Source organism: Rhodococcus sp. LB1, assembly GCF_001583455.1.
In the GTDB taxonomy this organism is placed as follows: Bacteria; Actinomycetota; Actinomycetes; order Mycobacteriales; family Mycobacteriaceae; genus Rhodococcus_F; species Rhodococcus_F opacus.
Genome location: NZ_LTCZ01000036.1, coordinates 17,746 through 43,726, shown reverse-complemented (window position 1 = coordinate 43,726; position 25,981 = coordinate 17,746). Strand labels below are relative to the sequence as shown.

Sequence of the window (25,981 nt, the reverse complement as noted above, 5' to 3'; positions counted from 1 at the left end):
ACGGATCGGTCCGATTTCTACATTCCCGGCAGTCTGATGGATTGCGTGACGCACTACATGGCACACCGATGAGGAGGACGACACCATGAGCGATGGCAGCGGTGACAAGGTTTGGCCGCATCATGAACTCGGTCGGAAGCTGAACAACTGGGGGCGGTGGGGCGACGACGACGAGATCGGCACGCTGAACTTCGTCACCCCCGAGAAACGGGTTTCCGCGGCGCAGTTGGTGCGGACCGGGAAGGCGTTCGATCTGGGGATGCCGTTCGACAAGGACGGCCCGTTCAAGGGTGGGGGGTTGCGGACCAATCCGATTCACGTCATGACGTTGCTGCCGTCGGATACGGCGAAGACCGCGGATGGGTTGATCTCGGCGGACGACATGATCATCACCGGGCTGCAGTCGGCGACGCAGTGGGATGGGCTCGCTCATGTGGGGTATGGCGGGAAGTTCTACAACGATGTGCCTGCGGGGGCGGTCAACAACTTTGTGGGTGCGTCTCGTAATTCGTTCCACAGGGCGGTCGATCGGTTGATCTCGCGGGGGGTTCTGCTCGACATTGCCGGGCTCAAGGGTGTGGATCGGCTCGCGGACTCGTATGAGATCACCGAGGCGGATCTGTTGGCGGCGGAGCAGCGTCAGGGGGTGCGGGTGGAGTCCGGTGATGTGGTGTTGTTGCGGACCGGATCCTACCGGTGGTTCCTCGAGGGTGACCGTGAGCATTTCCTGGGTAACGCTCCGGGTCCGTGTCTGGATACCTGTCAGTGGCTCTACGACCGGGAGGTGGCGGCGTTGGCGATCGACAATCATTCGGGTGAGGTGTGGCCCAGTCCGGTTCCTGGTGCCACGATTCCGTTCCATCAGGTCGTCATCCGTGACATGGGTCTGACGCTCGGTGAGATGTTCAATCTCGAGGAGTTGGCGGTGGACTGTGAGGCGGATGGGGTGTGGGAGTTCCTGTTCTGTGCTCCGGGGCTGAAGGTCACCAACTCCGCCGGATCCCCCGTCACCCCGATCGTGCTCAAGTAGGCGGCCGGCCGATGAGCACACACGCACAGGTGCAGAAGGCTGACCCCCGAGCGCACGCAGCTTTCACCACGGAGTAGGAATGCCCATCCGCCAGACGCTTCACGGCAAAGTTCTCGTCGTAACCTTGGACCGTGAACACAAGCGCAATGCGATAGATCCAGAGATGGCGACGGGGATCAGCACTGCGCTGGACCGACTCGACGATGACGACGACATCTGGGTTGGGGTGATCACCGGAAGTGACTCGGTCTTCTCCGCGGGGTCGGACCTCAAAGAGGGTGCACAGGCACGCACCGATCGCGGCGGTGAGTACGGGCTCATCCGGCGGCGCCGAATCAAGCCGTTGATTGCGGCCGTCGAAGGGCCTGCTCTGGGTGGCGGATTCGAGGTTGCACTGGCTTGTGACCTCATCGTGGCGTCCACCACTGCGCGATTCGCGCTACCCGAGACGCAACGAGGAGTCGTTGCCACGTCCGGAGCGCTGTTTCGGGCGATTCGCGCGCTGCCGATACATGTCGCGAAACAACTCCTCATCACCAACGCGGGACTCACCGCCGATCGCGCCTTCCAGCTCGGAATGGTCAACATCGTCACCGAGCCGGGTGACGCCCTTCGCCAAGCACGCGATCTCGCTGACGAGATCTGTCAATCAGCCCCGATCTCAGTCCGGCAGACGCTTGCCGCTATCGCATCCCAGTTCTCCGAGGCCGATGACCGAGGGTGGGAAGCAACAGCGCGAGCGATCGAGGCAGTCAAGGCCTCGGAAGACATGGGAGAAGGCATCAACGCCTTCTTCGAACGCAGGACCCCGCAATGGCGTGGGCGCTGACAGAATCGAGGGTCTGAATGGCAGAAGTAAGGCAGCAGCGTCGAGGCCGATCGATCGCAATGACACAGGACGAGATCGACAGCTTCCTCGCCGAGGAGCGGACTTGCCGTGTCGCAACGGTGGACGGCAACGGCACCCCGCACGTCGTGCCGTTGTGGTTCGTCTGGGACGGAACCTGCTTGTGGCTCAATTCGATTGTGCGAAGCCAACGCTGGAAGGACATCACGCGTGATCCCCGGGTGTCGATCGTCATCGATGCCGGACACGGATTCGAAGAATTGCGCGGAGTGGAGATCAGCGGGCAGGCGGAGAGTGTCGGAGACGTACCCCGGGGTTCGACCGTCGACAGTCGATTGACGGAGGTGGAACTTCGCTTCGCGCGAAAGTACATGGGTAGCGACATGTTCAAGGCCGACGGTCGCCACGGATGGTTGCGGGTGATGCCGAGCAAGATCGTGAGTTGGGACTTCCGGAAGGCGCCGAAACGGTGACCACGGAGGCATTCATCTATGAAGCCATCCGGACCCCACGCGGCTGCGGCAAGGCGTCCGGCTCACTGCATTCAGTGAAGCCGATCGACCTGGTCACCGGCCTGATTGACGAACTGAGGGTCCGGTTCCCGGATCTTGACGAGGACCGCATCTCCGACGTGATCCTGGGTGTCGTCTCGCCGCTCGGCGATCAGGGTGCCGACATCGCCCGGACCGCGGTGACGGTCGCGGGCCTGCCCGAAACGGTCGGCGGCGTGCAGATCAACCGGTTCTGCGCGTCCGGTCTGGAGGCCGTGAACATGGCCGCGCAGAAGGTCCGCTCCGGCTGGGACGAGCTGGTCATCGCCGGTGGTGTCGAGTCGATGTCCCGGGTGAAGGTGGGCTCCGATGGCGGCGCCTGGATGCTGGATCCGGCGACCAACTACGATACCTACTTCGTTCCCCAGGGTGTGGGCGCCGACCTGATCGCCACGATGGAGGGCTTCTCCCGCGAGGAGGTCGACGGATACGCGGCCCGCTCGCAGGACCTCGCGGCGAAGGCGTGGGCGGGCGGATACTTCGTCAAGTCCGTCGTCCCGGTCAAGGACATCAACGGTGTCGTGGTGCTCGACAACGACGAGCGCATGCGTCCGGGCACCACGGTCGAGGCGCTGGGCACGCTGGCGCCGTCGTTCGCGGGCATCGGTGAGATGGGCGGCTTCGACGCCGTCGCGCTGCAGAAGTACCACTGGGTCGAGAAGATCGACCATGTCCACCACCGCGGCAACAGCTCCGGCATCGTCGACGGCGCCGCGCTGGTCCTCGTCGGCTCGGATCGGGCCGGCAAGGAGATGGGTCTGACCGCGCGCGCCCGCGTCGTCGCGACCGCCACCAGCGGTGCCGACTCGACGATCATGCTCACCGGCCCCACCCCGGCGGCGCACAAGGTTCTCGCGCAGGCCGGCCTCACCGTCGACGACATCGACCTGTTCGAGATCAACGAGGCGTTCGCGTCCGTGGCGCTCAAGTTCGCGAAGGATCTGAACATCCCGGACGAGAAGCTCAACGTCAATGGCGGCGCGATCGCGATGGGGCACCCGCTCGGCGCGACCGGAGCGATGATCACCGGAACCATGGTCGACGAGCTCGAGCGTCGCGGTGCGAAGCGGGCTCTGGTCACGCTGTGCACCGGCGGCAGTATGGGCGTGGCCACCATCATCGAGCGCGTCTAGGCGACCGGCCTTTCCTGCGCTCGGATTACCTGGAGACCGATCTACGTGACCGAGAAGAACATGATCGACTGGGAGCAGGACGCCGACGGCATCGTCGTGCTCACCATGGACGACCCGAACCAGAGCACCAACACGATGAACGACCTGTGCAAGCAGTCGTTCGTGGCCACAGTCGACCGCCTGTACGGGGAGAGGGAGTCCGTCACCGGCGTTGTGCTCACCTCCGCCAAGAAGACCTTCTTCGCGGGCGGTGACCTCAGGCGCACGATCACGATTGGCCCAGATCAGGCTCACGAGGTCCTCGCGAACGTCGAGATGTTCCGGGCGATGCTGCGTCGCCTCGAGACTCTCGGCAGGCCGGTGGTTGCCGCCATCAACGGCGCCGCGCTCGGTGGCGGTCTCGAGATCGCGCTTGCCACCCACCACCGCATCGCGGCGGACGTCGAGGGCGTCAAGATCGGCTTCCCCGAGTCGACTCTCGGCATGTTGCCCGGTGGTGGCGGCGTCGTCCGCACCGTTCGGATGCTCGGTCTGCAGGATGCGGTCCTCCGCGTCCTCGTCCCAGGAGGGACGCGCGGACCGGCGGAGGCGAAGGACATGGGACTAGTCGACCAGGTCGTATCTTCCATCGACGAACTGGTGCCTGCCGCGAAGGACTGGATCAAGGCCAATCCCGAAGGTGGTGTACAGCCTTGGGACAGGGCGGGTTATCGGATCCCCGGCGGAGCCCCCGCAACTCCTGCACTCGCCGCAATCCTTCCGGCGCTACCGGCGAACCTGCGCAAGCAGTTCAGGGGCGCTCCCATGCCGGCTCCTCGCGCGATCATGGCAGCTGCGGTCGAGGGCTCGCAGGTCGACTTCGACACCGCGATGATCATCGAGGCTCGCTATTTCACGTCGCTGGTCACCGGTCAAGTCGCGAAGAACATGATGCAGGCGTTCTTTTTCGATCAGCAGGCGATCAGGGCGGGCGCCTCACGTCCCACCGGTATCGCCAAGACCCCGATCACCAAGGTCGGCGTTCTCGGCGCAGGCCCCGTCGGCGCGGGCATCGCCTACCTCTCCGCAAAGGCGGGTTTCGAGGTCGTCCTCGGGGACGTCGCCATCGAGACTGCGATGAAGGGCAAGTCTCACGCCGAAGACTTTGAGAACAAGGCGCTTTCGGACGGTCGGAGCGCACAGGGCAGATCTGAGGCACTCCTTGCCAGGATCACCCCGACAGCTGATGCCGCCGACTTTGCGGGTGTCGACCTCGTCGTCGAGACCGCGTTCGAATCGGTTGAAAGCACGCACAGGGCATTCCAGGAGATCGAGGACATCGTCGAACCCAACGCACTGTTGTGCTCGAGCACCGCGACGCTTCCCGTTTCGGGTCGCGCGGCCGGGGTGAAGCGTCAAGAAGACTTCCTCGGCTTCCACTTCCTCTCACCGGTCGACGAGGTGCCGCTCGTGGAGATCATCCGTGGAGAGAAGACGTCCGACGAGGCATTGGCTCGGGCATTCGACTACGTCCAGTCCATTCGCCGGACACCGATCGTGGTCAACGACACGCCTGGCTTCTTCGTCTCGCGTCTCCTCGGTACGTACGTCAACGAGGCCATCACCATGCTCGCCGAGGGGGTCGAGCCGGCGAGTGTCGAGCAGGCCGGTTTGCAGGCCGGGTACTCCGCTGCACCGCTGCAGCTGGCGGATGAAGTCGGCCTCGCCCTGATTCAGGGGATCCGCGAGGACACCGAGGCGTTAGTTGGGGAACCAACGGTCGGCCCGGTCGTCGAATGTCTCGTCGACGGCGGCCGTACCGGCCGTCTGGGTGGGGCGGGCTTCTACGACTACGCTGACGGCAAGCGTGTCGGCCTGTGGCCGGGGCTGCGTGAGCGTTTCGACTCCGGATCGGCGACCCCGCCCCTTCGGGACCTGATCGACCGGGTGCTGTTCATCGTGGCCATCGAGGCGGTCACGTGCTTCGACGAGGGCGTAATCACCTCCACGGCCGACGCCAACATCGGTTCGATCATGGGCATCGGCTACCCGGCGTGGACCGGTGGTGTCAGCCAGTTCGTTACCGGCTACGAGGGCGGCAAGGGCGGTTTCGTGGCCCGCGCAGAGGAGTTGGCTGCCAAGTACGGTGAGCGGTTCCAACCTCCCACATCGCTGAGGTAGGGCGCTCGCGTTCACATCGCAGGACTATGTTTGCTGCTTGCGTCGCTTGCGGATGCGTGACGGCGATTCGGGGGGTGAGGTCTTTCTGCGGCCCACGTAGTCGTGCACGCGCTCGTCCAGATCGTCGATCTGGTAGCTCTCGCTGCGGAATCCCGAGATAAGGGTCATGCAGTACTCCCTGGACAACGTTTCCGCGTCCCACTCACCACCGGGCTTGATCCACTGATACGTGTGATTGTGCATGTTGAGGAACTGGAGCGTGGCCAGGCGAGGGTCGAGTTTCCGGAACGATCCCTTGTCCATGGCGGCGACGAGAATCTGCTCGACGAGGTCCTCGAACTCTCGCCGTTGCCCCAAGAGGCGCGAGCGGTTCGTTCCACGCAGACTCTTGTAGTCGTGTTCGTAGACCCAAACGTGGTCGAGCCGAGCAAGGATGTTTTCCAGTAGCGACTGGGACAGCATCCGGAGCTGCAGGACAGGGTCGATCTCGAGATCGGCAATTCGCCGGGCAGCGGTGAGGAGTGGTTCCATGACCCGGTTCTGGATCTCGACCAGAAGGTTCTCCTTCGATCCGATGTAGTAGTACAGCGCCCCGCGTGCCGTCCCGGTGGCCTCGCTGAGCTCGGCGATGCCGGTGCCCGCGTATCCCTTCTTCGCAAAGAGGGCGGCGGCGATGTCGATGATCTCCTGGCGCTTCACTTCATAAGCGGGGCCGTGCCCTGGTGGTCTTGCCATGACTTCGCAGCCCATCTCCGTCGTTCCGTCTACCTCTGCACACGCCACACGTTGACGCCGGCTTACTGAAGTCGAATTTTGTTATTACAACTGGACAGTAACCTCATCAACCGACCATTCTTATCACATCGTCGGCGAGATGTGGGGGGAAGGCAGTACAGGCGACCCTCCTCGACCTCACCGGCGACGGGGGGCATCCGGTCACACTCCTTCGGGCGAATGGGCGACCCGCGGGCCGTATCATTCGCGGCGAAGGTCTGTCAGGCCTCGGATCATCGAATCCTTCAGTTTCGCTGACTCACAGAGCTATTCGGTTCCGTCCGGTCGCTGACGGCTACGCCGTCGAGGATTGGCCACCCGACAGTGACACTCCGCATTCGCTACTGCCGATTCGCAGTGCGGGCGTGTGGCACGAGGGGCGTCACATGAGTGAGTATCCGCCGTCGACCGTGATCGCGGACCCCGTGACATATGCCGATGCCTCGGAGGCAAGGAAGAGGTAAATTCCCGGAAGATCTTCCGGAGTTCCCCAACGTCCCAGTGCCGTGTGCCGAGCGATGTCGTTCTCGCGTTCGGTGTCACGGTGCCAGTGCGCGCCGAGTCCGGTGTCGAACCATCCGAGTGCAACAGCGTTGACGGTGATCTGCCGTGGCCCGAGTTCTTGTGCCATGGACTGCACGAGTGCATGAGAGCCGCTCTTGGAGGCCGCGTACGCCGCCAGTCCTCCGCGAGGGCGGATACCGACGACTGAACCCGTGACGATGATACGGCCCCCCGATCCCATGGCTGTGGCGGCCGCACGTGCGCCGAGGAACGTGCCGGTCAGATTGACGTCGATGATGTCGCGCCACACGGCAGGATCCGTTTGCTCCACGGCGGCGACCTCAGGTGATACGCCGGCATTGCAGATCCACACATCGATTCCACCGAAACGCTCGACCATCTGGTCGGCAACGGTCTCGTTGAATCCGTCGGCACGCACATCGCCCGCGCAGATCAGTGGGTCGCCGCTGAGGGTGGAGGCCACCTTCGTCAGTGCCTGCTCCGATCGGGCCACCAGACCGAGTTGAGCTCCTGCTGAATCGAATGCTGTCGCCAGAACTCTCCCGAGTCCTCGCCCGGCACCCGTGATGACTACTCGTCGTCCCGAGACGTCGGCGTTCGCGATGCCCATCCCTTTTTCCGTCCATTTCGATCGTGCACCGGTAGGCGCGAATCGGTGACGCTCGCTTTGCGAACGCCGTTGTGTCGATAGCGCTTGGAGTTGCGCCTTCCCTCGCGCTCAGGCGGGGGTTTCGCGCAGGACGCGCTTGAGTACCTTTCCCGAAGGCGTTCTGGGCAGGGACTCGAGGCACTCGATCTCCGCAGGAACCTTGTACTTGGCCAGCCGTGTGCGACAGAACTCTTTGAGCGTCTCGGAGTCGACGCCGCTGCCGGCACGCAGTACGACAAATGCCCGGGGAACCTCGCCCCAGCGTGCATGAGGCATACCCACGACTGCAGCTTCGACAACGTCCGGGTGCTCGTAGAGCACGCGTTCGACCTCCGGGGTGGCGATGTTCTCACCGCCGGAGACGATCATGTCCTTCTTGCGATCTTCGATGTAGAGGTATCCGTCGGCATCGAGGCGACCGATGTCTCCCGTGTGGAACCAGCCGTTGCGGAGGGCCTTGCGCGTTGCTTCCTCGTCCCGCCAGTACCCCGTCATGACCTTGGGGCCGCGAACCACGATCTCGCCGAGTTCTCCGGCCTCGACCGGTGTCCCGAGTTCGTCGACCACGGCCACCTGGACGTGGGGCACCGGCCGTCCGACCGAACCCACCTTCGATCGCATGTGTGCGGCATCGTTGACGGTATCGCCGGACACTGTTTCGGTGAGCCCGTATGCGTCGGCGAACCACGCGCCGGGAAAGGCCTCGGAGATACGGTTGAGCAACGGGATCGGCATCTTCTCTCCCCCGCCGGTGATGAAGCGGATCGACGAAGTGTCGCGATCGGAGATGTCCGGCAGTTGCAGCAGTGCATTCATCATCGAAGGCGCCAGCCAGATGTTGGTCGGACGTAGGGTCTCGATCGAGTTCGCGACGCCGGCCGCATCGAACTTGCGGAGCAGGCTCAGTCGTCCACCCACGTGGAACGTCGCCAAACCCGGCAGATCCATGCCTCCGACGTGGTACAGCGGTCCGCAAATGAGGGTGTTGTCTCCCGCGGTGAGGGAGAACTCGAGGATGTGGGCAAGATTCTTCCAGATGAGGTTTTCATGGGAGATGATCACGCCCTTCGGTCGCGATGTGGTCCCGGAGGTGTACATGAGTCGTTGCAGCGAGCCCGGGCTGACATCGACAATCTGCGTTGTCTGCCCATGGCCCTTGCTGATCAGCGTGTCGTACTCGCGCCACGTGGAATCCGTTGGAAGGTCCAGCGTCACCTTGTGGTGAAGGTTCGGCAGTGACCCTGCAATCGTGTCGACGGCCGTGACGAACTCTGCCTCAGTGACGATGGTGGCGGCATCCGAGTGCTCGAGAATGTACTGCCATTCGGAAGGAGACAGCCGATAGTTGAGCGGCAGGATGGCGGCGCCGATCCTGTTGGCTGCCAACATTGTTTCGATGAACTCGATCCGGTTGTACAACAGAACGGCGACGATGTCGCCCGGCGTCACTCCGAGGTCGCGCAAGGCGACGGAGGCGGACTGGACGCGCGACTGCAGGTCACGGTAGGTCAGCTCGCGATCGCCCTCCGAAACGGCAATTCTGTCGCCGAATCGGTGTGAGTTTCGTTCGAGCACGGAGGCAAAGTTGAACACGGTGAGGCTCTCGATCGGGTCGGTAGCTGCCGGTTGAACGTACTGGTCAGGCTACATAGCTGAATTTTCTTGATTCCGACGATTTGCACCATGGCCGTCCGGAAACCGGGTTTCCGCCTGCGCGTCCTCGGAGGTGAGCTCGTCAGGGTAGCGAGTACCCGCCGTCGACGACCAGTGAGTGTCCTGTCACCCAGCGTGATTCGTCACTTGCGAGGAAGGCGACTGCGCCGGTGAGGTCTGTGGGTGCGCCGAAACCCAGTGGATGCCTGTCTTCGATCGCAGTCAGCGCGTCAGCCGGCAAGCTGTCATGGAGTGCGGTGGGGAAGGTGCCGGGGCATACGGCGTTGACCCGGATTCCTTCCTTCGCGTACTCGAGAGCGGCAACTCGGGTCAGGTGGATCACGCCGGCTTTTGATGCGCAGTAGGGAGCGGCGTATGTCCACGCGGTCAGTCCACTGACCGATGCGATGTTCACAATCGATACGTTCGTCTTCTTCCTCGCGGTGCGTGCGACCGCTCGGATGCCGTGGAACGTACCGGTGAGATTGACCGACATCGACCGCTCCCAGTCCGCTGTGGAGAGGTTGTGAATGCGTGCATTCGGCGAGACGATGCCAGCGGTGTTCACCAGGGTGTCGATCGCTCCGAATCTTACTGCTGCATTGTGGATCAGCGCATCGAATTCGTCCCCGTCCGCGACGTCGAGATGTTCTGCGACCACCTCGATGTCCTGTGCTCGCAGCGTTTCCGCCAGGGCGCCGACAGCGTCGAGATTTATGTCGGCGAGAACGATTGCCCGTATGCCTTCGGTGGCGAAGTGTGTGGCCACCGCTGATCCCAGTGCACCAGCCGCTCCTGTGACAACAGCGGTCTTTCCCTCGAGTTTAGCGCTCATTGCGCACTCCTGTCCTTCGGTCCCAGACGAACAATTGGTGTGTCAGTGGTCCAGGACGCCCTTCGCGAGTCCGACGGTGTCATCGATCTCGGTTGTCCTGGTCGCAGCGGTACTTCAGGGGTGGGCATCGAGCGCTTCCCGGATTGCGTCCTCGATGCGGGCCTCGTCAGGCAACCACTTCTGCTCGAGGGGCGGCGAGTACGGTGCAGGCGTCGACCCTGCGGTCACCCGAATCACGGGGGCATCGAGGTGCCAGAACCCTTCTCGGACGGCCCGAGCTGCGAGTTCCGCTCCGACACCGAACTCGCCGACCGCCTGGTGGACGACGACGAGGCGGTTGGTCTTGCTGAGCGACGCGAGCACGGTGTCGAAGTCCAGCGGACTTATGGTGCGAAGGTCGATGACTTCGACGTCGATTCCGTCGTCGGCGAGGCGATCGGCGACTGCCAGGCAGTCGTACATCATCTTCGAATAGGACACCACAGTGACGTCGCGGCCGGGCCGACGCACGATTGCTTTGCCGAGCGGAACGACATGGTCCGCCGGCGGCGTTGGCCCCTTCTTGCCGTAGAGAAGACGGTTCTCGACGAAGATCACCGGGTTCGGATCCTGGATGGCGGCTCGCAGCAGTCCGTAAGTGTCGGCCGGCGTCGACGGCATGACGACCGTCAGGCCCGGAATATGTGCCAACAGGGCTTCGAGGCTCTGCGAGTGCTGGCTGCCGGAGGATTTTCCGGCACCGAATTGAGTACGGACAACGAGGGGCATCGATACGGCCCCGCCTGTCATGAAACGCAGTTTGGCGGCCTGGTTCATCAACTGATCAAGGCACACGCCGATGAAGTCGAAGTACATCAACTCGACCACTGGCTTGAAGCCTGCCATGGCCGCGCCGACCGCCGTTCCCATGATTGCACTCTCCGAGATGGGAGTATCCCGAACTCGTCCGGGAAACCTCTCGGTCAGACCGCGGGTCAAGCCGTAGACATTTCCGCCCTTGCCGACGTCGATCCCTGCCAGAAAGACCGTCGGGTCGTTCTCCAGCTCGTAGGTCAAGGCATTGGTGATCGCATGCATGACCTTCGTCGAACCTTCGGTGGGAACGGGAGGCTCGGGCACGACGAGGCGAGGGGTCGAAACGTATTCCGCCACCGTCTCGTCCGCCGGATACGGGGCGTCCGACGCTTTCGCGATGGCGTGCTCGATCTCCGCTTCGACCTCAGCTTCGATCGCAGTGAGTTCCGAGGCCATCCCAAGGTGACGCATCGTGTCGCCGAGGACGATCAGCGGATCCCTCTTCTTCCACTCCTCGAGTTCGGCTGCACTCCGATAGCTCTCCGGGTCACCCTCGTAGTGGCCGTGCCATCGGTAGGTTGTGGCTTCGACGATTGCCGGACCGCCGCCCGCCCGAAGCCGGTGCACGAGCTCTCGCTGAAGCCTGGCGACCTTCGTGACGTCGTTGCCATCGACTTGGTGGAACTCGACCCCGTAGCCGACTGCTCGCTCACGCAGCGTCGCGCGATGCTGGTCTACCGCGGGGGAGAACTCGGAGTACCCGTTGTTCTCGCAGAAGAAGATCACCGGAAGGTCCCACACCGCTGCAAGGTTGACCGACTCGTGGAACACCCCTTGGGCCACGGCACCGTCGCCGAAGAAGGCGACCACAACCCCGCCCGCGTCGCGTAGTTGGGCTGCGGTGCCGGCACCCACCGCGATCGGCATTCCGGCGCCGACGATGCCGTTGGCACCGAAGATCCCCTTTCTCGGGTCCGCGATGTGCATCGAGCCACCGCGGCCCTTGCAGGTGCCGGTCTCCTTTCCCATCAACTCCGCGAACATGCCGTCGACATCCAGGCCCTTGGCGATGCAATGCCCGTGTCCGCGATGTGTGGACGTGATGACGTCCCGGTCGTCGAGCGGCCAGCAGGCGCCAACGGCGGTGGCCTCCTGACCGATGGACAGATGCAGAAAGCCCGGTATCTGGGTTGCGCGATACAGTCGGGAGGCGTGCTCCTCGAATCGGCGGATCCTCAGCATCCGCCGGTACAACACGGCCAGAGTTGCGGGGTCATCGAAAAAGTTTGCTGTCGAACCTGTTTCAGCAAGCGTCATTATGTCTTCGCCGATCGGTGTGGAGACTCGCGCACGAGTCGACTCTTGACTGGGGCACAGTGTGGTCAATATTATACCGATTGTTCTAAAAAACAAGAGTCGCCGTCGGCGACCTATTCACAGGACGGACCCGACATGGATCTAGACCTGCCTGCCGAGGCGATCGAGCTTCAGAAACTGTGCCGTGACTTCGCCGAGAAGGAGATCGAGCCGTACGCCGAGTCCTGGTCGGAGGAGGAGCGTTTCCCTTCCGACGTGTTCCTGAAGATGGGAGAACTCGACCTTACCGGGCTGCTCATTCCGCACGAGTACGGTGGCACTGATGCAGGTTACGTCTCCTACGTGGCGGCGATGGAAGCGATCGGCGCTGCCGATCAATCGTTCGCAGCAGCCTGGAATGCACACTCGACGATTGCGTCGCTTCCGCTGGCTGTGTTCGGCACCGAAGAACAGAAGAAGAACTGGCTCACTCCCCTCGCCTCTGGCAAGAACATCGGGGCATTCGGACTGACGGAGCCCACTGCGGGATCCGATGCGTCGGGAATCAGGACGGCAGCGCGGCAGGATGCCGGCGGTTGGCTGGTCAATGGCGCAAAGATGTTCATTACCAATGCCGGAACCGAGGTGAGTCTCGGCGTGACGATACTCGCCGTCACTGGGACGAATGACGACGGATCCAAGCGATTCGGAACGTTCTTCGTTCCCACTGGAACCGACGGATACACAGTCGGACGCCCCCTGCGGAAGCTTGGTTGGCACGGGATGGACACGCGGGAACTCATCTTCGACAACTGCTGGATCCCGGCCGATAATCTGATCGGAGAAGAGGGCAACGGGCTTCGGCAGTTCCTCGACGTACTGGACGGTGGCCGAATCAGCGTTGCTGCACTGGGGTTGTCGCTCGCTCAAGAGGCACTCGATCTCGCGTCTGTGCATGCGACGCAACGGGAACAGTTCGGCAGGCGTCTCGCCGACTTCCAGGCGGTGCAGCACAAGTTGGCCGACATGGCCACCGAAGTCGAAGCTGCACGGAGCCTAGTCTATCGCGCTGCGTGGCTCGCAGACAGCGGTCGTCCGTTCGGCAAGGAGGCTGCGATGGCCAAGCTGTACGCATCTGAGGTGGCCAACCGTGCCGCCAGCGCCAGCGTTCAGATCCACGGAGGCTACGGCTACATCCGAGAATCGAAGATCTCTCGATTCTACGCGGACGCGAAGGTTCTGGAGATCGGCGAGGGTACGAATGAGATCCAGCGCAACGTGATTGCCCGCACCGTGATCCGGTCTGTTCGCACCTGACCTGTTGCGCTCCGACAGGCTGCCGCGCTGATCGTGTGGTGCGAGTGGCTGCCGGTTCGTCCGGGGTCGACTGGCACCCCCCTTTCCATCGCGCGTCGCCTCCGAGCGACCCCACTTGGCGATCTCCGCCATCACCCCTGTCGAGGACACCGACCGACGGTCCCCATCCACTCCTCGAGTGGAGGGTGCTCGTCGGCGCCGCGCCGTACCACCCCGTGCAGACCACTCGTGCACCTGGGGTCTGTGAGAGGCGCGCTGAGGCTGCGGCGCCCGGCGACGCCGCGCAGGCTTGCCGCTCGGCGGCACCTGTCTCGCTGCAGGTGAATGTCTGCCTCGTCGACCTTGGGGTTCCCCTATTGCATTGTTTTGAGCAATTGGTCTATCTTTGCGTGACGCAGGTCATAGCCCTGGCCTTGTGGTGAAGAAACGGGAGGTGCCGATGCGGTGCCTATGCTGCTCGCGCACAGCGTGCGCCAGGAGTGGAGTCGAATCTCGTGGTCGGACAGATCACCCGGATCTCGACGCCAATGGCAGCTGCGCACAGTGCAGGCGCCGATGAAGCGGGACGGACTTTGCCCAAGTCGGGTTCTCTCAACGTGCAACAAAACGTCCGAGTCCACGGACCCGACGCCCGCGGCGCTCCATCCCTTGCTTTGTCGCGCGAATACGGAAAGGGTCGAAGGCGATCGCCATGGCGCTCATATTCTCCAAAAGAGTGGGTCGAAGCCTTCTCGTTCTATTCCTCGTAACGGTGGCCGTGGTGGGATTACTCGGCCTCGCGCCCGGATCTGTCGCTGATGTGGTTCTCGGCGAGAACGCCACCCCCGAGGCTGTCGCCCAGATGAATACTGAGCTCGGCCTGGATCGGCCGTTGTGGCGTCAGTACGTGGATTGGCTCGGATCTGCACTTCACGGCGACCTGGGTTCGTCGCCGATCACTGGTCAGGACGTCACCCAGGCGATCCTGGATCGTCTTCCCGTGACGATCGAACTGGCCGTGATGGGCCTGTTCCTCGGCGTTGCCATCGCCATCGTGCTGGCCGTCGTGGCCGCCGCGACTGAGGGAACCGCTGTGGATCGCGCTATCAGTGCTGTCTCGTCCGGGTTCTTGGCGGTTCCGGCGTTCATTGCGGGTCCGGTGTTGATCTATTTCCTGGGCGTGCAGCTCGGTTGGTTCCCGGTCTCGGGGTGGTCGCGAATCAGTGATGGCCTCGGAGCGAACCTCCAGCATGCCTTCCTGCCTGCGGTGGCCATCGCGTTGGTCGAGGTTGCGACGTTCCAGCGGTTGCTTCGGACGGATCTGGTCAGCACGCTACGGGAGGACTTCGTGTCGGCGGCGCGGGCGAAGGGGATGCCGCGGACATACGTGTTGTTCCGGCATGCGCTGCGGCCCTCGTCCTTCTCGTTGATCACCATGGCCGGCATCAGTTTGGGGCGGTTGATCGGCGGCACCGTGGTTGTCGAGATTCTCTTCGGTCTACCCGGGCTGGGCCAGCTCGTCTCGTCGTCGATCACTGTTCGTGACGTGATCACGGTCCAGGGCATTGTCGTCTTCATCGCGTTGGTCTATGTGGTCGTCAACATGCTCGTTGATACCAGTTACGGCTTCCTTGATCCGAGGGTCCGAAAGGCGGTTCGCGCGTGACACTCACCAGCCCGGTGGTCAAGGCCTCCGCAGTCGGCGCGGCGCCAAGACGGCCAGTTGTTGCGCCACCCACGAAGAAGCGTTCGGTTGTCGTCTGGGCATGCTACTTCTGGCTCGGAGCGGTGATTCTTCTGGCGTTGTGTGCGAACCTGCTTCCGATTGCGGAATACTCCGTCCCCGTCGGGGGTTCACGTGTTCCACCACAATGGGGTTCACTCGACTTGCTGCTGGGCACGGACAGCTACGGGAGGTCCATCCTGTCCCGGTGCATCCATGGCGCGCGAGTGTCGTTGGTGGTGGGTGTCGTGGCCGGCTTCACGGGTCTGGGTATCGGCGCCAGTCTGGGAATGCTCGCCGGCTACTTCCGCGGGCGCACGGACTGGTGCCTGTCACTTGTCGCGGACGCGATGTTGGCATTCCCGCCTCTGATTCTTCTCCTCGCGTTGGCCTCGATCCTGACTCCGAGTGTCACGACGATTCTCATCGGTCTGACACTCGTCACGATCCCGGCGTTTCTACGTTTGGCGAGGGCCACCACCATCTCCTGGTCGTCGCGCGAATTCGTACGTGCTGCGAAGAATCTCGGTGCCGGCGATGGCAGGATCCTCCTCGAGGAGATCTTCCCGAATGTCGTGCCGTCGTTGGGAGCGTTCTTCCCGATCGTGATCGCGGCGCTGATCGTCGCTGAGGGGTCGCTCAGCTTTCTGGGGATGGGTATCCCTTCGCCACAGCCGAGTTGGGGCGGAATGATCAGCGACGGCAAGGCTGCGATTGCCACTGCGCCGCATATGGTGTTCGTCCCGGCGGCAGTCATCTTCTTCACTGTTTTCGCTCTGAATCAGATCGGTGATCACCTGCGCCTGCGGTTCGACCGCTCCATGCAGGACTGACTTACTGCTCGGAAGTCAATGAAAGGTCGGACATGTTCCTCAGAAGGCACGCGCTCGTGGCAGTGAGTGCTGTGGCGATGCTCGCGTCGAGCGCCTGCGGCAGTGGTCATTCAGTGGGCGCGATCGCGGTCGCGGGACCTTCGGGCGACCCCGTTGCTGGTGGAACCGGGCGAATCGTCGAAATGGCGGAGCCGCGCAGTCTCGATCCGGCCCTGATTTCCAACTCGTGGGCGAATTCCCCGCTTCTGGGTAATGCCCTGTACGGCACTCTCATGATCAACAACATCGAGTCTGGTGCCATCGAATACAGGATGGCGGAGAATTTCTTCTCCACCGACGGCGGGAAGACGTTCACCCTTGTCCTTCGAGACGGGTTGAGGTTTTCCGATGGAAGCCCCCTTACCGCTCACTCGGTGAAGACTGCGTGGGAACACGTGAAGGATCCGGCTACTGCGTCTCCGGATATTCCGCAGGCGCGACTCATCGACAGCAGCGACGTCGTCGATGAACGCACGCTGAGGGTGAACCTGGTGACCCCGGTTCCGAATTTCGCGAATGCGATCCTCCAGACCTCGCTGAACTGGATTGCCTCACCGGAGACTCTCGCAGCCGATCAGGCGCACAAGGACTCCAACCCCGTCGGTGCCGGGCCGTACACGCTCGAGCACTGGTCGCGACAGGACGTCATCAGCCTCACCCGCAACGCGAATTACTACGACGCCCCACGTCCGTACCTCGACAGACTCGAGATCCGAGCGATTTCCGACGCGGAACAGCGCTACAACACCGTGCTCAGTGGTGGAGCTGATTTCGCCCTGGAGGGCATCTGGCAGAATCTGGACAAGGCGACGAACACCGGGCTGCAAAGCTCCGTCGCGCCGCTCGGTGGTGGAACGTCCCTGGTGTTGAACAGCACCAAGGCACCGTTCGACGATCCGCGGGCACGAAAGGTGCTGGCCACCGCGTTGAACCTCGATACGCTCAACACCGCGGTATACGAGGGAACGGGGAAGATTCCAGCGCACTTGTTCGACGAGTCCTCGCCGTTCTACAAGGATATTTCGCTGTCGCGGCCGGACCACGACGAAGCACAGCGACTTCTCGACGAACTCGCCAGTGAGGGGGAGCCGTTGGAGTTCACCCTCTCCCTGTACCCCACAGGAAAATCCCTCGGCGAAGCTGTGCTGACCCAAATGAGTGTGTTCGACAACGTCAAGGTCAACGTTCGCACCATCGATCTCGCTCAGGTGGGTCGAATTCTGGGCAAAAAGGACTACGACGTCATCTCGAGTACGGTCGTCTTCAGTGACCCGGAGCCGCGGTTGTGGTTCGGATTCCACAGCACCTCCAGCGGCAATTACAGCGGAATCAAGGACACTCAACTCGACGAGGCCCTCGACAGAGGCCGCGTTGCCGGAAACGAAACAGAACGCACGGCGGCGTACGAGGCCGTCCAGAAGCGCCTCGTCGAACTGAACCCCGTCATCTTCTACTCCCGCGCTGCACCGGGAGTCATCGCCGGCACCGAGGTCGGTGGGATCGTGCAGTACGGGATGGGGTCGGTGCTTCCGGAGACTCTCTGGATACAGAAGTAGGCACTGGTATGACTGAAGACGATGTTCGCCTTCGCCGACGAAAGGCTAGGAAACGATGAGTGAAACCCCCCTCCTCGAGGTGAAGAATCTGCATTCCTATATCGGCTCGCCGCGAGGTGTGGTGCGGGCAGTCGATGATGTGTCGTTCGGAGTGGCTGCGTCGGAGGCGCTGGGCATTGTGGGTGAGTCGGGATCCGGAAAGTCGGTGATGGCGCGAGCCATCATGGGACTGATGCCGGCGCAGGCGGCTCAAACCGGCGAAGTCTATTTCCAGGGCCGTGATCTTCTGGCGTTGAATCAGAAACAACGCGAAGGGATTTGGGGCAAGCAGATCGCGATGGTGTTCCAGGACCCGGGTCGATCTCTCAACCCGGTAGTGCGTATCGATCGGCAGTTGGTGGAAGGGATGCGGCGTCATCTCGGCGTCTCCCGCTCCGAGGCCCGCCATCGTGCATTGAATCTGCTTGGGGAGGTTGGTGTTCCCGATCCTGAGCGTCGGTTGCGAAACTATCCGCACGAGTTGTCGGGTGGAATGCGTCAGCGTGTGATGATCGCGATCGCATTGGCCTGCGAGCCTGATCTTCTCATCGCCGATGAACCGACGACCGCGCTCGATGTGACGATTCAGCGGCAGATCCTCGACTTGCTGCGCAAGGTGCAGATGGAGCGGGGAATGGCGTTGATGTTGATCAGCCATGACCTTGCGGTTGTTGCCGGCCGGACCGACCGCGTCGCAGTGATGTACGCGGGTAAACTGGCCGAGATCGGTTCCACCCGGCAAGTTTTCGATGCTCCACGGCACCGGTATACCCATGCGCTGCTCGGCGCGACCCCCACGATCGACCATGAACGTCATGCCCCGTTGAACCTGATTCCTGGTTCGCTACCGACACCGACGAATCCGCCGCCGGGCTGCCGTTTCGCTCCACGGTGTGCGTATGTGGAGTCGGCATGCATCGACCCCGGACCCGCTATGGTCTCGGTCGGATCGGACCACGCAGTTGCGTGTACCAATACCGCACCCGCGGTGAGAGAAACAGCTTTCGGAGGTGAACTCGTTGGCCGGTAGCGGAACCGCGCACCTGCGCGGAGATGACACGCTTTTGAGCGTGCAAGATCTCGAGGTGGAATACAGCACGAAGGGCGGTTCGTTCAAGGCGGTCGGTGGAATCAGTTTCGATGTCCGCAAGGGGGAGACGCTCGGCATCGTCGGTGAGTCCGGGTGTGGCAAGTCGACGACCGGACGGGCTGTTCTGCGTCTCGATCCCATCGCCGGCGGTCGAATTCGGTACGGGGACGAGTGGATAGAAGCAGTTCCGGAGCGGCGCATGCGGCGGCTGCGTCGTGAGATGCAGATGATCTTTCAGGATCCGGTGGCATCGCTCAATCCCCGTCGGGCGGTCAAGGAGATCGTCGTCGAGGGTCTGGCGATCGACGGGGCGACGGCCGCAGACCAGGCGGCCGCGTCCCAGCGGGTGCTCGACCAAGTGGGTCTCCCCGGTGATCGATTCGCTGACATGGTGCCTCGTCAACTGTCGGGCGGGCAGGCGCAGCGGCTCGCGATCGGACGCGCTCTGGCGCTCAATCCGCGGCTTCTCATCTGTGACGAGCCGGTCTCGGCATTGGACGTGTCGGTGCAGGCACAGATCCTGAATCTGCTCGAGGAACTCAAGCAGGAGTTCGATCTGACGATCGTGTTCATCGCTCACGACCTGGGCGTGGTGCGTACGGTCAGCGACAACGTGTTGGTGATGTATCTCGGGAAGGTGTGCGAGTTCGGCGACTCGGTCGAGGTGTATGACCGGCCGGCACATCCCTACACCAGGGCCTTGCTGGATTCGGTGCCCCTGACCGACCCCGACAACGGCTTTGCGGGTCCGGCTCTCCAGGGGGATATCCCGTCACCGCTGCGGCCACCGCGAGGATGCCGATTTCGGACGCGCTGCCCGATGGCGCAGGACCACTGTGCTGTCGAGGAGCCCGTGATGCGTGAAGTCCGGCCCGGTCAGTACGCAGCCTGCCACTACCCCCTCGACTGATGGATGGTGCCAGGTCCGCCGGCGTCGGCAGACCTGGCACCTGGCGGCGCATCGCACCAACTGTCGACGCTCGTGCCGCGGGTGTGAAGGGTGCATATCGCGTGCGAAACCACTTTCGGGTGGTCGGATCCGGATACTCCGTCGTTACTGCATGCGAAACACGGCCTAGCGGCCCTGCCAGCGGGGTGCGCGACGTTCGGCGAAGGCGGTGGCACCCTCCTCTGCGTCCGCGGATGCGAACACCGGGTCCGTGTAGGTGGATTGCCACCCGAACGATTCCTCGTCGGTCCACGTCCTGGAATCGAGGGCCAGCGCCTTGCTCGCGCGAACCGCGAGGGGAGCGTTCGCCGTGATCGATGCGGCCAGGGCGCGCGCGGTCGCGACGGCGGCACCGTCTTCGACCACTCTATTGACGAGTCCGTGAGTCTGCGCATCCTGGGCGGTGATCGGCTCCCCGGTCAGGAGCATTTCGAGTGCAACGGCGCGGGGCAGGACCCGAGGCGCGCGGAAGATGCCTCCGGCGCGGGCGGCGAGCCCCCGCTTGACCTCCGGAAGTCCGAACCGGGCACCGGTACCGGCAACGACCAGGTCGCATGCGAGGACCATCTCGAAGCCGCCGCCCAGCGCCCACCCTTCGACTGCGGCGATCAGTGGCTTCGCCGGCGGCGCCTCGACGAGTCCGCCGAAGCCGCGGCCCTTGACGATCGGGCGTTCACCCAGCCGAAATCGTTTCAAATCCATCCCGGCGCAGAATGTTCCGGAGCTTCCGGTGAGGATCGCCACGGACAGTTCCGGATCGTCGTCGAGGCGTGTCAGGGCTTCCGCGATGACGGTGGCCGCAGACAGGCTCATCGCATTGCGCTGTTCGGGTCGATTGATGGTGATGGTGAGGATTCCGGAATCGGCCTCCACAAGAACCTCACTGGCAGCGGTTGTGGTCATCGCGGAGGCATCCGGATCGCACCGTCGAGACGGATCGTCTCACCGTTCGCGTAGCCGTTCTCCAAGAGGGCAAGTGCCATGCCGGCATAGTCCTCGGGACGGCCGAGACGCTTCGGGAAGGGAACTCCTGCCGCGAGGCCCTCGCGGATGTCCGAGCGCAGGCGCGCGAGCATCGGCGTGTCGAACGTGCCGGGGGCGATCGTGTTGACGCGGATCCCCACACTTGCGAGATCGCGTGCGGCAACGAGGGTGATGCCGTGGACAGCCGCCTTGGAGGCGGTGTAGGCGGTCTGACCGATCTGGCCGTCGAACGCCGCGACGGAGGCGGTGAGGACGATGCTGCCGCGCTCGCCGTCGACGGGCTCGTTGCGTGCTATCCGTGCCGCGGCGGCACGCAACACGTTGTAGGTGCCGATGAGGTTGATCTCCAGGATGTTGCGGAAGCTGTCCAGGTCGCTCGGATTGCCTTCCTTGTCCAGGATGCGGAGGCGGTCGCCGCCTCGGCCGGCGCAGTGCACCACGCCGCGTAGGGGACCGAACGACTCCGCTGTATCGAGGGCGGGGGAGAACGAGGCCTCGTTGGTGATGTCGATCGGGGCGAACGTGGCCCTGTCGCCGAGACGGTCCGCGGTCGCCGCACCGTCGGAGGTGGCGAGATCGGCGATGACGACGCGAGCGCCCGCGGCGACGAGCGCGGCGGAGGTCGCTTCACCGAGCCCGGAAGCGGCACCGGTCACCAGGAAAGTGTTGTCTTTCAGTTGCATGAGTCAGGCTTTCTGTGGATGTGCGATATCAGTAGGGGCGGCCGGCTATGCGGGGTACCGACCGGCAATCTCACGGCCGATGATCTCCTTCATGATCTCGGTCGTTCCGCCGACGATCGTCTGCACGCGGGCGTCGGCGTAGGCCCGCGAGATCGGGTACTCGTCCATGTACCCGTATCCACCGTGTAGCTGCAGGCACCCATTGACGATTCGGTTCTGCAATTCGGTGGCCCACCACTTCGCCTTCGCGCCCTGCGTGACGTCGAAGGTGCCGTCGTTGTAGGCAAGAATGGACTGCTCCAGAAACGTTCTCGTGATGTCGACCTCGGTCGTCATCTCCGCAAGTCGGAAACGTGTGTTCTGGAAGTCGATGATGCGTTCACCGAAAGCCTTTCGCTCGCTGGTGTACTTGACGGTCCAGTTCAGTGCGGCCTCTGCGGCGCACAGTGCACGCCAGGCTATCGAGAGGCGTTCGAGCGGAAGCTGAGCGGTGAGGTGGTGGAATCCGCGGCCCTCCTCGCCGACCAGGTTCGAGACCGGGACCCGGACGTGGTCGAAGGCGATCTCGGCAGTGTCCTGGGAATGCAGTCCGAGCTTACGCAGCTTGCGTCCGCGAACAAATCCCTCGGTGGTGGTGGGGACGAGAATCAGGGAAAGGCGGGGGCGTCCTTCGTGCTCGCCGGTGCGAGCGGCGGCGAGCACGACATCCGAGGAGAATCCACTCGTGATGAAAGTCTTGGCGCCGTTGATGACCCACTCGTCGCCGTCGCGGATCGCCGTGGTCTTCATGCCGCGGAGGTCGCTACCGGCGGCCGGCTCGGACATCGCGATAGATGCGACGATCGTGCCCTCGGCCATCCCGGGTAACCACTGGCGCTGTTGCTCCGCGGTGCCGAACGTCGTCAGGTAAGAGGCGACGATGTCCTCGTTGATCGAGAAGCCGGAGGCAAGGGAAGCCGCGCCGACCGCTGCGAGCTCCTCCTGAACCACGCATCGGAAACGGTAGTCTCGCATCCCACCTCCGCCGAGCTCCTCGGCTACTCGGATGCCGAGAACGCCGTGTGCGCCCGCGGACTTCCAGACCTCACGGCCGGTGCTGCGATCCTCCTCCCATTGGTCGAGGTTGGGGACGACGTCTCGCTTGACGAATTCACGGACCACCTCACGGAAGCCTTCGTGATCTTCGTTGTAGAAAGTCTGAGGCACTTGGATTCTCCTTGGATCATTCGGTTTCTGCTTGTTGGGTGTCCAGCTTGTCGACGTGTCGGGCTTGATGTTCAATCCTTTTGGCAGGCGAATTCGATTCCAAGGATTGGAAACCATGAAATATCAAGCACCACTCGAGGGTTTGAGAGTTGTCGAGTTCCTCGGTCTGGGTCCTGCGCCGTTCGGTTGCATGATGCTCGCCGACCTCGGAGCGGAGGTGCTGACGCTGCGTCGACCCGGGTCGGAACTTCCTGCACTGGTACGTAACCGCTCGACTCTGGAGGTGGATCTCAAGGACGCGGATACCCTTCGCCTGGTCCGGAAGATGGTCGAAGCCGCGGACGTCCTCGTCGAGGGATTCCGGCCCGGAGTGATGGAGCGACTCGGGCTTGGACCGACCGACCTGTCGGCTGCGAACGAGCGACTCGTGTACGCCCGAATGACCGGATGGGGGCAGTCCGGACCGCTGGCATCCACCGCCGGTCACGACATCAACTACATCGCACTGTCGGGTGCATTGCACTCCGCGACGCGACGAGGCGGTACGCCGATGCCGCCTGCCAATCTCCTCGGCGATTTCGGCGGTGGTGCACTGTATCTCGTCACTGCGATTCTCTCGGCGGTGTACGAGCGTGACCGCACCGGTCGAGGGACCGTGCTCGACATCGGTATTCTCGACGGGACGACCTATCTGACGTCGATGCTTCACGAGTACCGCTCCACTGGGCGGTGGTCCGACGAACCAGGCACCAACAGGCTCGACACAGGTGCCCCTTACTACGATGTGTATCCCTGCGCCGACGGAAAGTTCGTTGCCATCGGCGCGCTGGAGGATCCGTTCTTCGCGGTACTGCTCGAGGTTCTCGGACTCGAACCCGAACTGGCGGACGGCCGGCACGACCCGGCGTCGTGGCCCGCTCTCCGCGAGCGCATCGCTGCGGCGGTACTGACTCGGACGCGGGACGAGTGGGCCGAGCTGGCCGGCCCCACCGATGCTTGCCTCACACCGGTTCTCGGCCTGGCGGAGGCGCCGGAGCATCCGCAGGTTCGTGATCGTGACATCCTCGCCACGGATGGCAGGGGCGGGTGGACGCCACGTCTTCCGATCGGATATCGCGACGATGCCTCCTCTGCGCACGATCTGCTCCGTTCGTGGCTGGCGCCGGGAGACCAGGTAGGTCGGTCGATCACCTCGTGATCGCCGGGGCCGTTCCGATGGTCGAGCGTGGACACCGGAACGGCCCCGGCGGATCAGTTGCGTCGCTTCGACCGGTTCACTCGACGAGTTCGTAGATTGTCGCGTTGGCGGTTCCCCCGCCTTCGCAGATGGTCTGCAGCCCATACCTGATTCCTTGATCCCGCATGTGGTGAATAAGTCGAGTCGTGAGGATGGCCCCGGACGCGCCCAGCGGGTGGCCGACGGCAATGGCGCCACCGAGTGGGTTGACGCGTTCGGGATCGGCTTCGAGTTCGATTTGCCAGGCAAGCGGAACGGGTGCGAAGGCCTCGTTGATCTCGATCGCGCCGATGTCGTCGATGACGAGGCCAGCTCGCGCGAGGACTTTCTGCGTCGCGGGAATCGGGGCGGTCAACATCATCACCGGATCGGCGCCGACAACCGAGCCCGCGAGCAGGCGGACGATGGGCGTGAGACCGAGTGCGGCCGCCTTCTCCGGCGTCGTGATCATCACCGCCGACGCGCCGTCCGAGATCTGTGAAGCGTTGCCCGCGTGGATCACACCGTCCGCACTGAACGACGGCTTCAGCTTGGCGAGAGTTTCGGGCGACGTGCCGCGTCGCAGGCCCTCGTCGACGTCCAGTTTCGCTTCGCCGATGGCGACCGGGACCAGTTGGGAATCGAAGGCGCCACGGTCGATTGCGTCTGCTGCGAGCTGATGCGACCGAGACGCGAACTCGTCGAGCATCTGCCGCGACAGGCCCCACTTCTCGGAGATCAACTCGGCGCCCGTGCCCTGGTCGAGGTGATCGGTCTCGTACCGGTCGAGCACGGTCTGACCGTAGGGGAACCCGCTGGCGCGTGCCGCCCCGAGGGGTACCCGGGACATCGTTTCGACACCACCTGCGACGGCGATGTCGTAGGCCCCCGACATCACGGCGTGCGCGGCGGACTCGATCGCCTGTTGACCCGAGCCACAGGCACGATTGATGGTGACCGCTGGAACACTCTCCGGCCAGCCGGCGGCCAGGGTGGCGAACCGTGCGACGTTGCTCGACTGATCACCGAGTTGGGTGACGCATCCCCACATGACGTCATCGATCGAACCTGGATCGACGCCGGTCCGTGTGACCAGTTCGTTCAGCACCAGCGCGGAAAGGTCCACCGGGTGGACGCTGCTCAGGGCGCCATTGCGTTTCCCGATGGGAGTGCGTACCGCTTCGACGATGACTGCTTCTCTGACTCGCATGTTCGCTCCTGTGATGCTGGTGGATGAGATGAGGCGACCCAGGACCACCACACCTCGACGAGTGTGGTTCCGGCTCTACCGCTGCCACCGTCGTCGGCATGAACCGAGCGAGGCTTGCCCCATCTCGATGATCCCGGGGCCGGCGTCGAGGATCTCCCTCGGGAACCGATCAGAGTCTCGGGTGCTCGATCTGATGATCGCCCGTGGCGATCAGGTGCATATGGTTTTGCAGCGGCACGAATCCTCCTGAACTGTCCGCATCACGCAGAGAGAAGACGGTTACTTGTCTAGCGATCTGGATATTAGCAGGAGCTACTGTGTGCGCCACTGCAGCTTTCCGTTCAGTGGATCGCCACTCGGCCGTCTCGTGTGTTGTATGCGCACTTCAGAAGGGTGCATCTCGGGATCGGAGCTCCTTGCGTTGCTCGCTGGGCGGGCCGCGCCCGTTCGAGTCGCGCACCGATGTGAGCGCTCCGTATCGACTGTTGTTTTAGCAAAGATGCTATATCTAGTTAACTAGGTGACGACCGTAGGTTTCGAGGTCGGTGGCGCGATGGTGCCGATAAGCACTGGAGAGGGCACCTAGGAAAAGCCGCGGAGATTGTCGGCCACAACCGCGACCAGTCGGACCAACTCCGCACGATGCGACTGCGACAGCACTCTACGCAGGCCACGCGTTCAACAATTCGTCTTCGCGACCATCGGCACAGAGTTCGACGCGACACGGAGGCACTCGTCGGACCGCACAACCGCGATGCGGTGATCAATCTGTTCCATTGAGTAGCACCGCTATTCGCTTGAAAACGCGATCTCCGGTGCGCGGCTGGGTGTAGAGACGGCAGGAGGCGACGCAGGCCGCCGGGGACGCGGTTGGCGGTTTCGCTCCGAAAAGGGCCTACCGTCTGTCGG

At 63.3% G+C, this 25,981-nt stretch carries 21 protein-coding genes; 12 read left to right on the top strand and 9 right to left on the bottom strand.

Annotation, left to right across the window (positions count from 1 at the left end; translation table 11 throughout):
* Nucleotides 1–85: 85 nt before the first annotated feature.
* From AZG88_RS07550 to AZG88_RS07530, 5 genes are all read left to right on the top strand, one after another.
* On the top strand, nt 86–1,030 hold the full coding sequence (locus AZG88_RS07550) for a cyclase family protein (RefSeq protein WP_061040522.1): 945 nt from the start codon (nt 86–88) through the stop codon (nt 1,028–1,030).
* A 79-nt stretch (nt 1,031–1,109) separates the two neighbouring features.
* Entirely contained in the window at nt 1,110–1,859 is a 750-nt protein-coding gene (locus tag AZG88_RS07545) for an enoyl-CoA hydratase-related protein (RefSeq protein WP_061040553.1), read from the top strand.
* A gap of 59 nt (nt 1,860–1,918) precedes the next feature.
* On the top strand, nt 1,919–2,350 hold the full coding sequence (locus AZG88_RS07540; RefSeq protein ID WP_082764339.1) for a pyridoxamine 5'-phosphate oxidase family protein: 432 nt from the start codon (nt 1,919–1,921) through the stop codon (nt 2,348–2,350).
* Nucleotides 2,347–3,561, top strand: coding sequence for an acetyl-CoA C-acetyltransferase (locus AZG88_RS07535; protein ID WP_061040551.1), 1,215 nt, complete (start codon nt 2,347–2,349; stop codon nt 3,559–3,561). The genes AZG88_RS07540 and AZG88_RS07535 overlap by 4 nt, the downstream gene beginning before the upstream one ends.
* A 60-nt stretch (nt 3,562–3,621) precedes the next feature.
* Complete coding sequence (locus AZG88_RS07530) at nt 3,622–5,721, top strand: 3-hydroxyacyl-CoA dehydrogenase NAD-binding domain-containing protein (protein ID WP_197436016.1); 2,100 nt, start codon at nt 3,622–3,624, stop codon at nt 5,719–5,721.
* A gap of 24 nt (nt 5,722–5,745) precedes the next feature.
* On the opposite strand, the gene AZG88_RS07525 is transcribed toward AZG88_RS07530, so the two are convergent.
* The 5 genes from AZG88_RS07525 to AZG88_RS07505 form a co-directional block, all read right to left on the bottom strand.
* Nucleotides 5,746–6,420, bottom strand: coding sequence for a TetR/AcrR family transcriptional regulator (locus AZG88_RS07525; protein WP_231913867.1), 675 nt, complete (start codon nt 6,418–6,420; stop codon nt 5,746–5,748).
* A 457-nt stretch (nt 6,421–6,877) separates the two neighbouring features.
* The gene (locus AZG88_RS07520; RefSeq protein ID WP_061040549.1) at nt 6,878–7,630 is read right to left on the bottom strand and encodes an SDR family NAD(P)-dependent oxidoreductase; all 753 of its coding nucleotides are present in this window, start codon (nt 7,628–7,630) and stop codon (nt 6,878–6,880) included.
* 108 nt (nt 7,631–7,738) lie between these two features.
* Nucleotides 7,739–9,262 (bottom strand): acyl-CoA synthetase, encoded by a 1,524-nt coding sequence (locus AZG88_RS07515; protein WP_061040548.1) that lies wholly within the window; start codon nt 9,260–9,262, stop codon nt 7,739–7,741.
* 142 nt (nt 9,263–9,404) lie between these two features.
* Nucleotides 9,405–10,157, bottom strand: a complete 753-nt coding sequence (locus AZG88_RS07510) for an SDR family NAD(P)-dependent oxidoreductase (RefSeq protein WP_061040547.1) — start codon at nt 10,155–10,157, stop codon at nt 9,405–9,407.
* 114 nt (nt 10,158–10,271) lie between these two features.
* Nucleotides 10,272–12,269 (bottom strand): alpha-ketoacid dehydrogenase subunit alpha/beta, encoded by a 1,998-nt coding sequence (locus tag AZG88_RS07505; protein WP_061040546.1) that lies wholly within the window; start codon nt 12,267–12,269, stop codon nt 10,272–10,274.
* A 45-nt stretch (nt 12,270–12,314) separates the two neighbouring features.
* On the opposite strand from AZG88_RS07505, the gene AZG88_RS07500 reads away from it, so the two are divergent.
* From AZG88_RS07500 to AZG88_RS07470, 6 genes are all read left to right on the top strand, one after another.
* Nucleotides 12,315–13,565 (top strand): acyl-CoA dehydrogenase family protein, encoded by a 1,251-nt coding sequence (locus AZG88_RS07500; protein ID WP_231913866.1) that lies wholly within the window; start codon nt 12,315–12,317, stop codon nt 13,563–13,565.
* Between the two features lie 691 nt (nt 13,566–14,256).
* On the top strand, nt 14,257–15,210 hold the full coding sequence (locus tag AZG88_RS07490) for an ABC transporter permease (protein ID WP_061040543.1): 954 nt from the start codon (nt 14,257–14,259) through the stop codon (nt 15,208–15,210).
* Nucleotides 15,207–16,100: an ABC transporter permease gene (locus tag AZG88_RS07485; protein ID WP_061040542.1), complete on the top strand. Its 894-nt coding sequence runs from the start codon at nt 15,207–15,209 to the stop codon at nt 16,098–16,100. The genes AZG88_RS07490 and AZG88_RS07485 overlap by 4 nt, the downstream gene beginning before the upstream one ends.
* Nucleotides 16,101–16,156: 56 nt before the next feature.
* A complete protein-coding gene (locus AZG88_RS07480) occupies nt 16,157–17,695 on the top strand; it encodes an ABC transporter substrate-binding protein (RefSeq protein WP_197436013.1) in 1,539 nt (512 codons plus the stop codon).
* 55 nt (nt 17,696–17,750) lie between these two features.
* On the top strand, nt 17,751–18,764 hold the full coding sequence (locus AZG88_RS07475; protein ID WP_061040540.1) for an ABC transporter ATP-binding protein: 1,014 nt from the start codon (nt 17,751–17,753) through the stop codon (nt 18,762–18,764).
* Nucleotides 18,754–19,734 (top strand): ABC transporter ATP-binding protein, encoded by a 981-nt coding sequence (locus AZG88_RS07470; protein ID WP_061040557.1) that lies wholly within the window; start codon nt 18,754–18,756, stop codon nt 19,732–19,734. Before AZG88_RS07475 ends, AZG88_RS07470 begins: the two co-directional genes overlap by 11 nt.
* A 165-nt stretch (nt 19,735–19,899) precedes the next feature.
* Here AZG88_RS07470 and AZG88_RS07465 read toward each other — a convergent pair whose 3' ends face one another.
* The 3 genes from AZG88_RS07465 to AZG88_RS07455 are packed head-to-tail and all read right to left on the bottom strand — an operon-like array spanning nt 19,900 to nt 22,646.
* Nucleotides 19,900–20,676 carry a crotonase/enoyl-CoA hydratase family protein gene (locus AZG88_RS07465; protein ID WP_061040539.1) on the bottom strand — a complete coding sequence of 259 codons (777 nt, stop codon included), beginning with the start codon at nt 20,674–20,676 and terminating at the stop codon, nt 19,900–19,902.
* Nucleotides 20,673–21,440 carry an SDR family NAD(P)-dependent oxidoreductase gene (locus AZG88_RS07460; protein ID WP_061040538.1) on the bottom strand — a complete coding sequence of 256 codons (768 nt, stop codon included), beginning with the start codon at nt 21,438–21,440 and terminating at the stop codon, nt 20,673–20,675. Before AZG88_RS07460 ends, AZG88_RS07465 begins: the two co-directional genes overlap by 4 nt.
* 45 nt (nt 21,441–21,485) lie before the next feature.
* The gene (locus AZG88_RS07455) at nt 21,486–22,646 is read right to left on the bottom strand and encodes an acyl-CoA dehydrogenase family protein (RefSeq protein ID WP_061697356.1); all 1,161 of its coding nucleotides are present in this window, start codon (nt 22,644–22,646) and stop codon (nt 21,486–21,488) included.
* A 115-nt stretch (nt 22,647–22,761) separates the two neighbouring features.
* On the opposite strand from AZG88_RS07455, the gene AZG88_RS07450 reads away from it, so the two are divergent.
* The gene (locus tag AZG88_RS07450) at nt 22,762–23,844 is read left to right on the top strand and encodes a CaiB/BaiF CoA transferase family protein (RefSeq protein WP_231913865.1); all 1,083 of its coding nucleotides are present in this window, start codon (nt 22,762–22,764) and stop codon (nt 23,842–23,844) included.
* 76 nt (nt 23,845–23,920) lie between these two features.
* Here AZG88_RS07450 and AZG88_RS07445 read toward each other — a convergent pair whose 3' ends face one another.
* Complete coding sequence (locus tag AZG88_RS07445; RefSeq protein ID WP_061040556.1) at nt 23,921–25,072, bottom strand: thiolase family protein; 1,152 nt, start codon at nt 25,070–25,072, stop codon at nt 23,921–23,923.
* Nucleotides 25,073–25,981 lie beyond the last annotated feature (909 nt).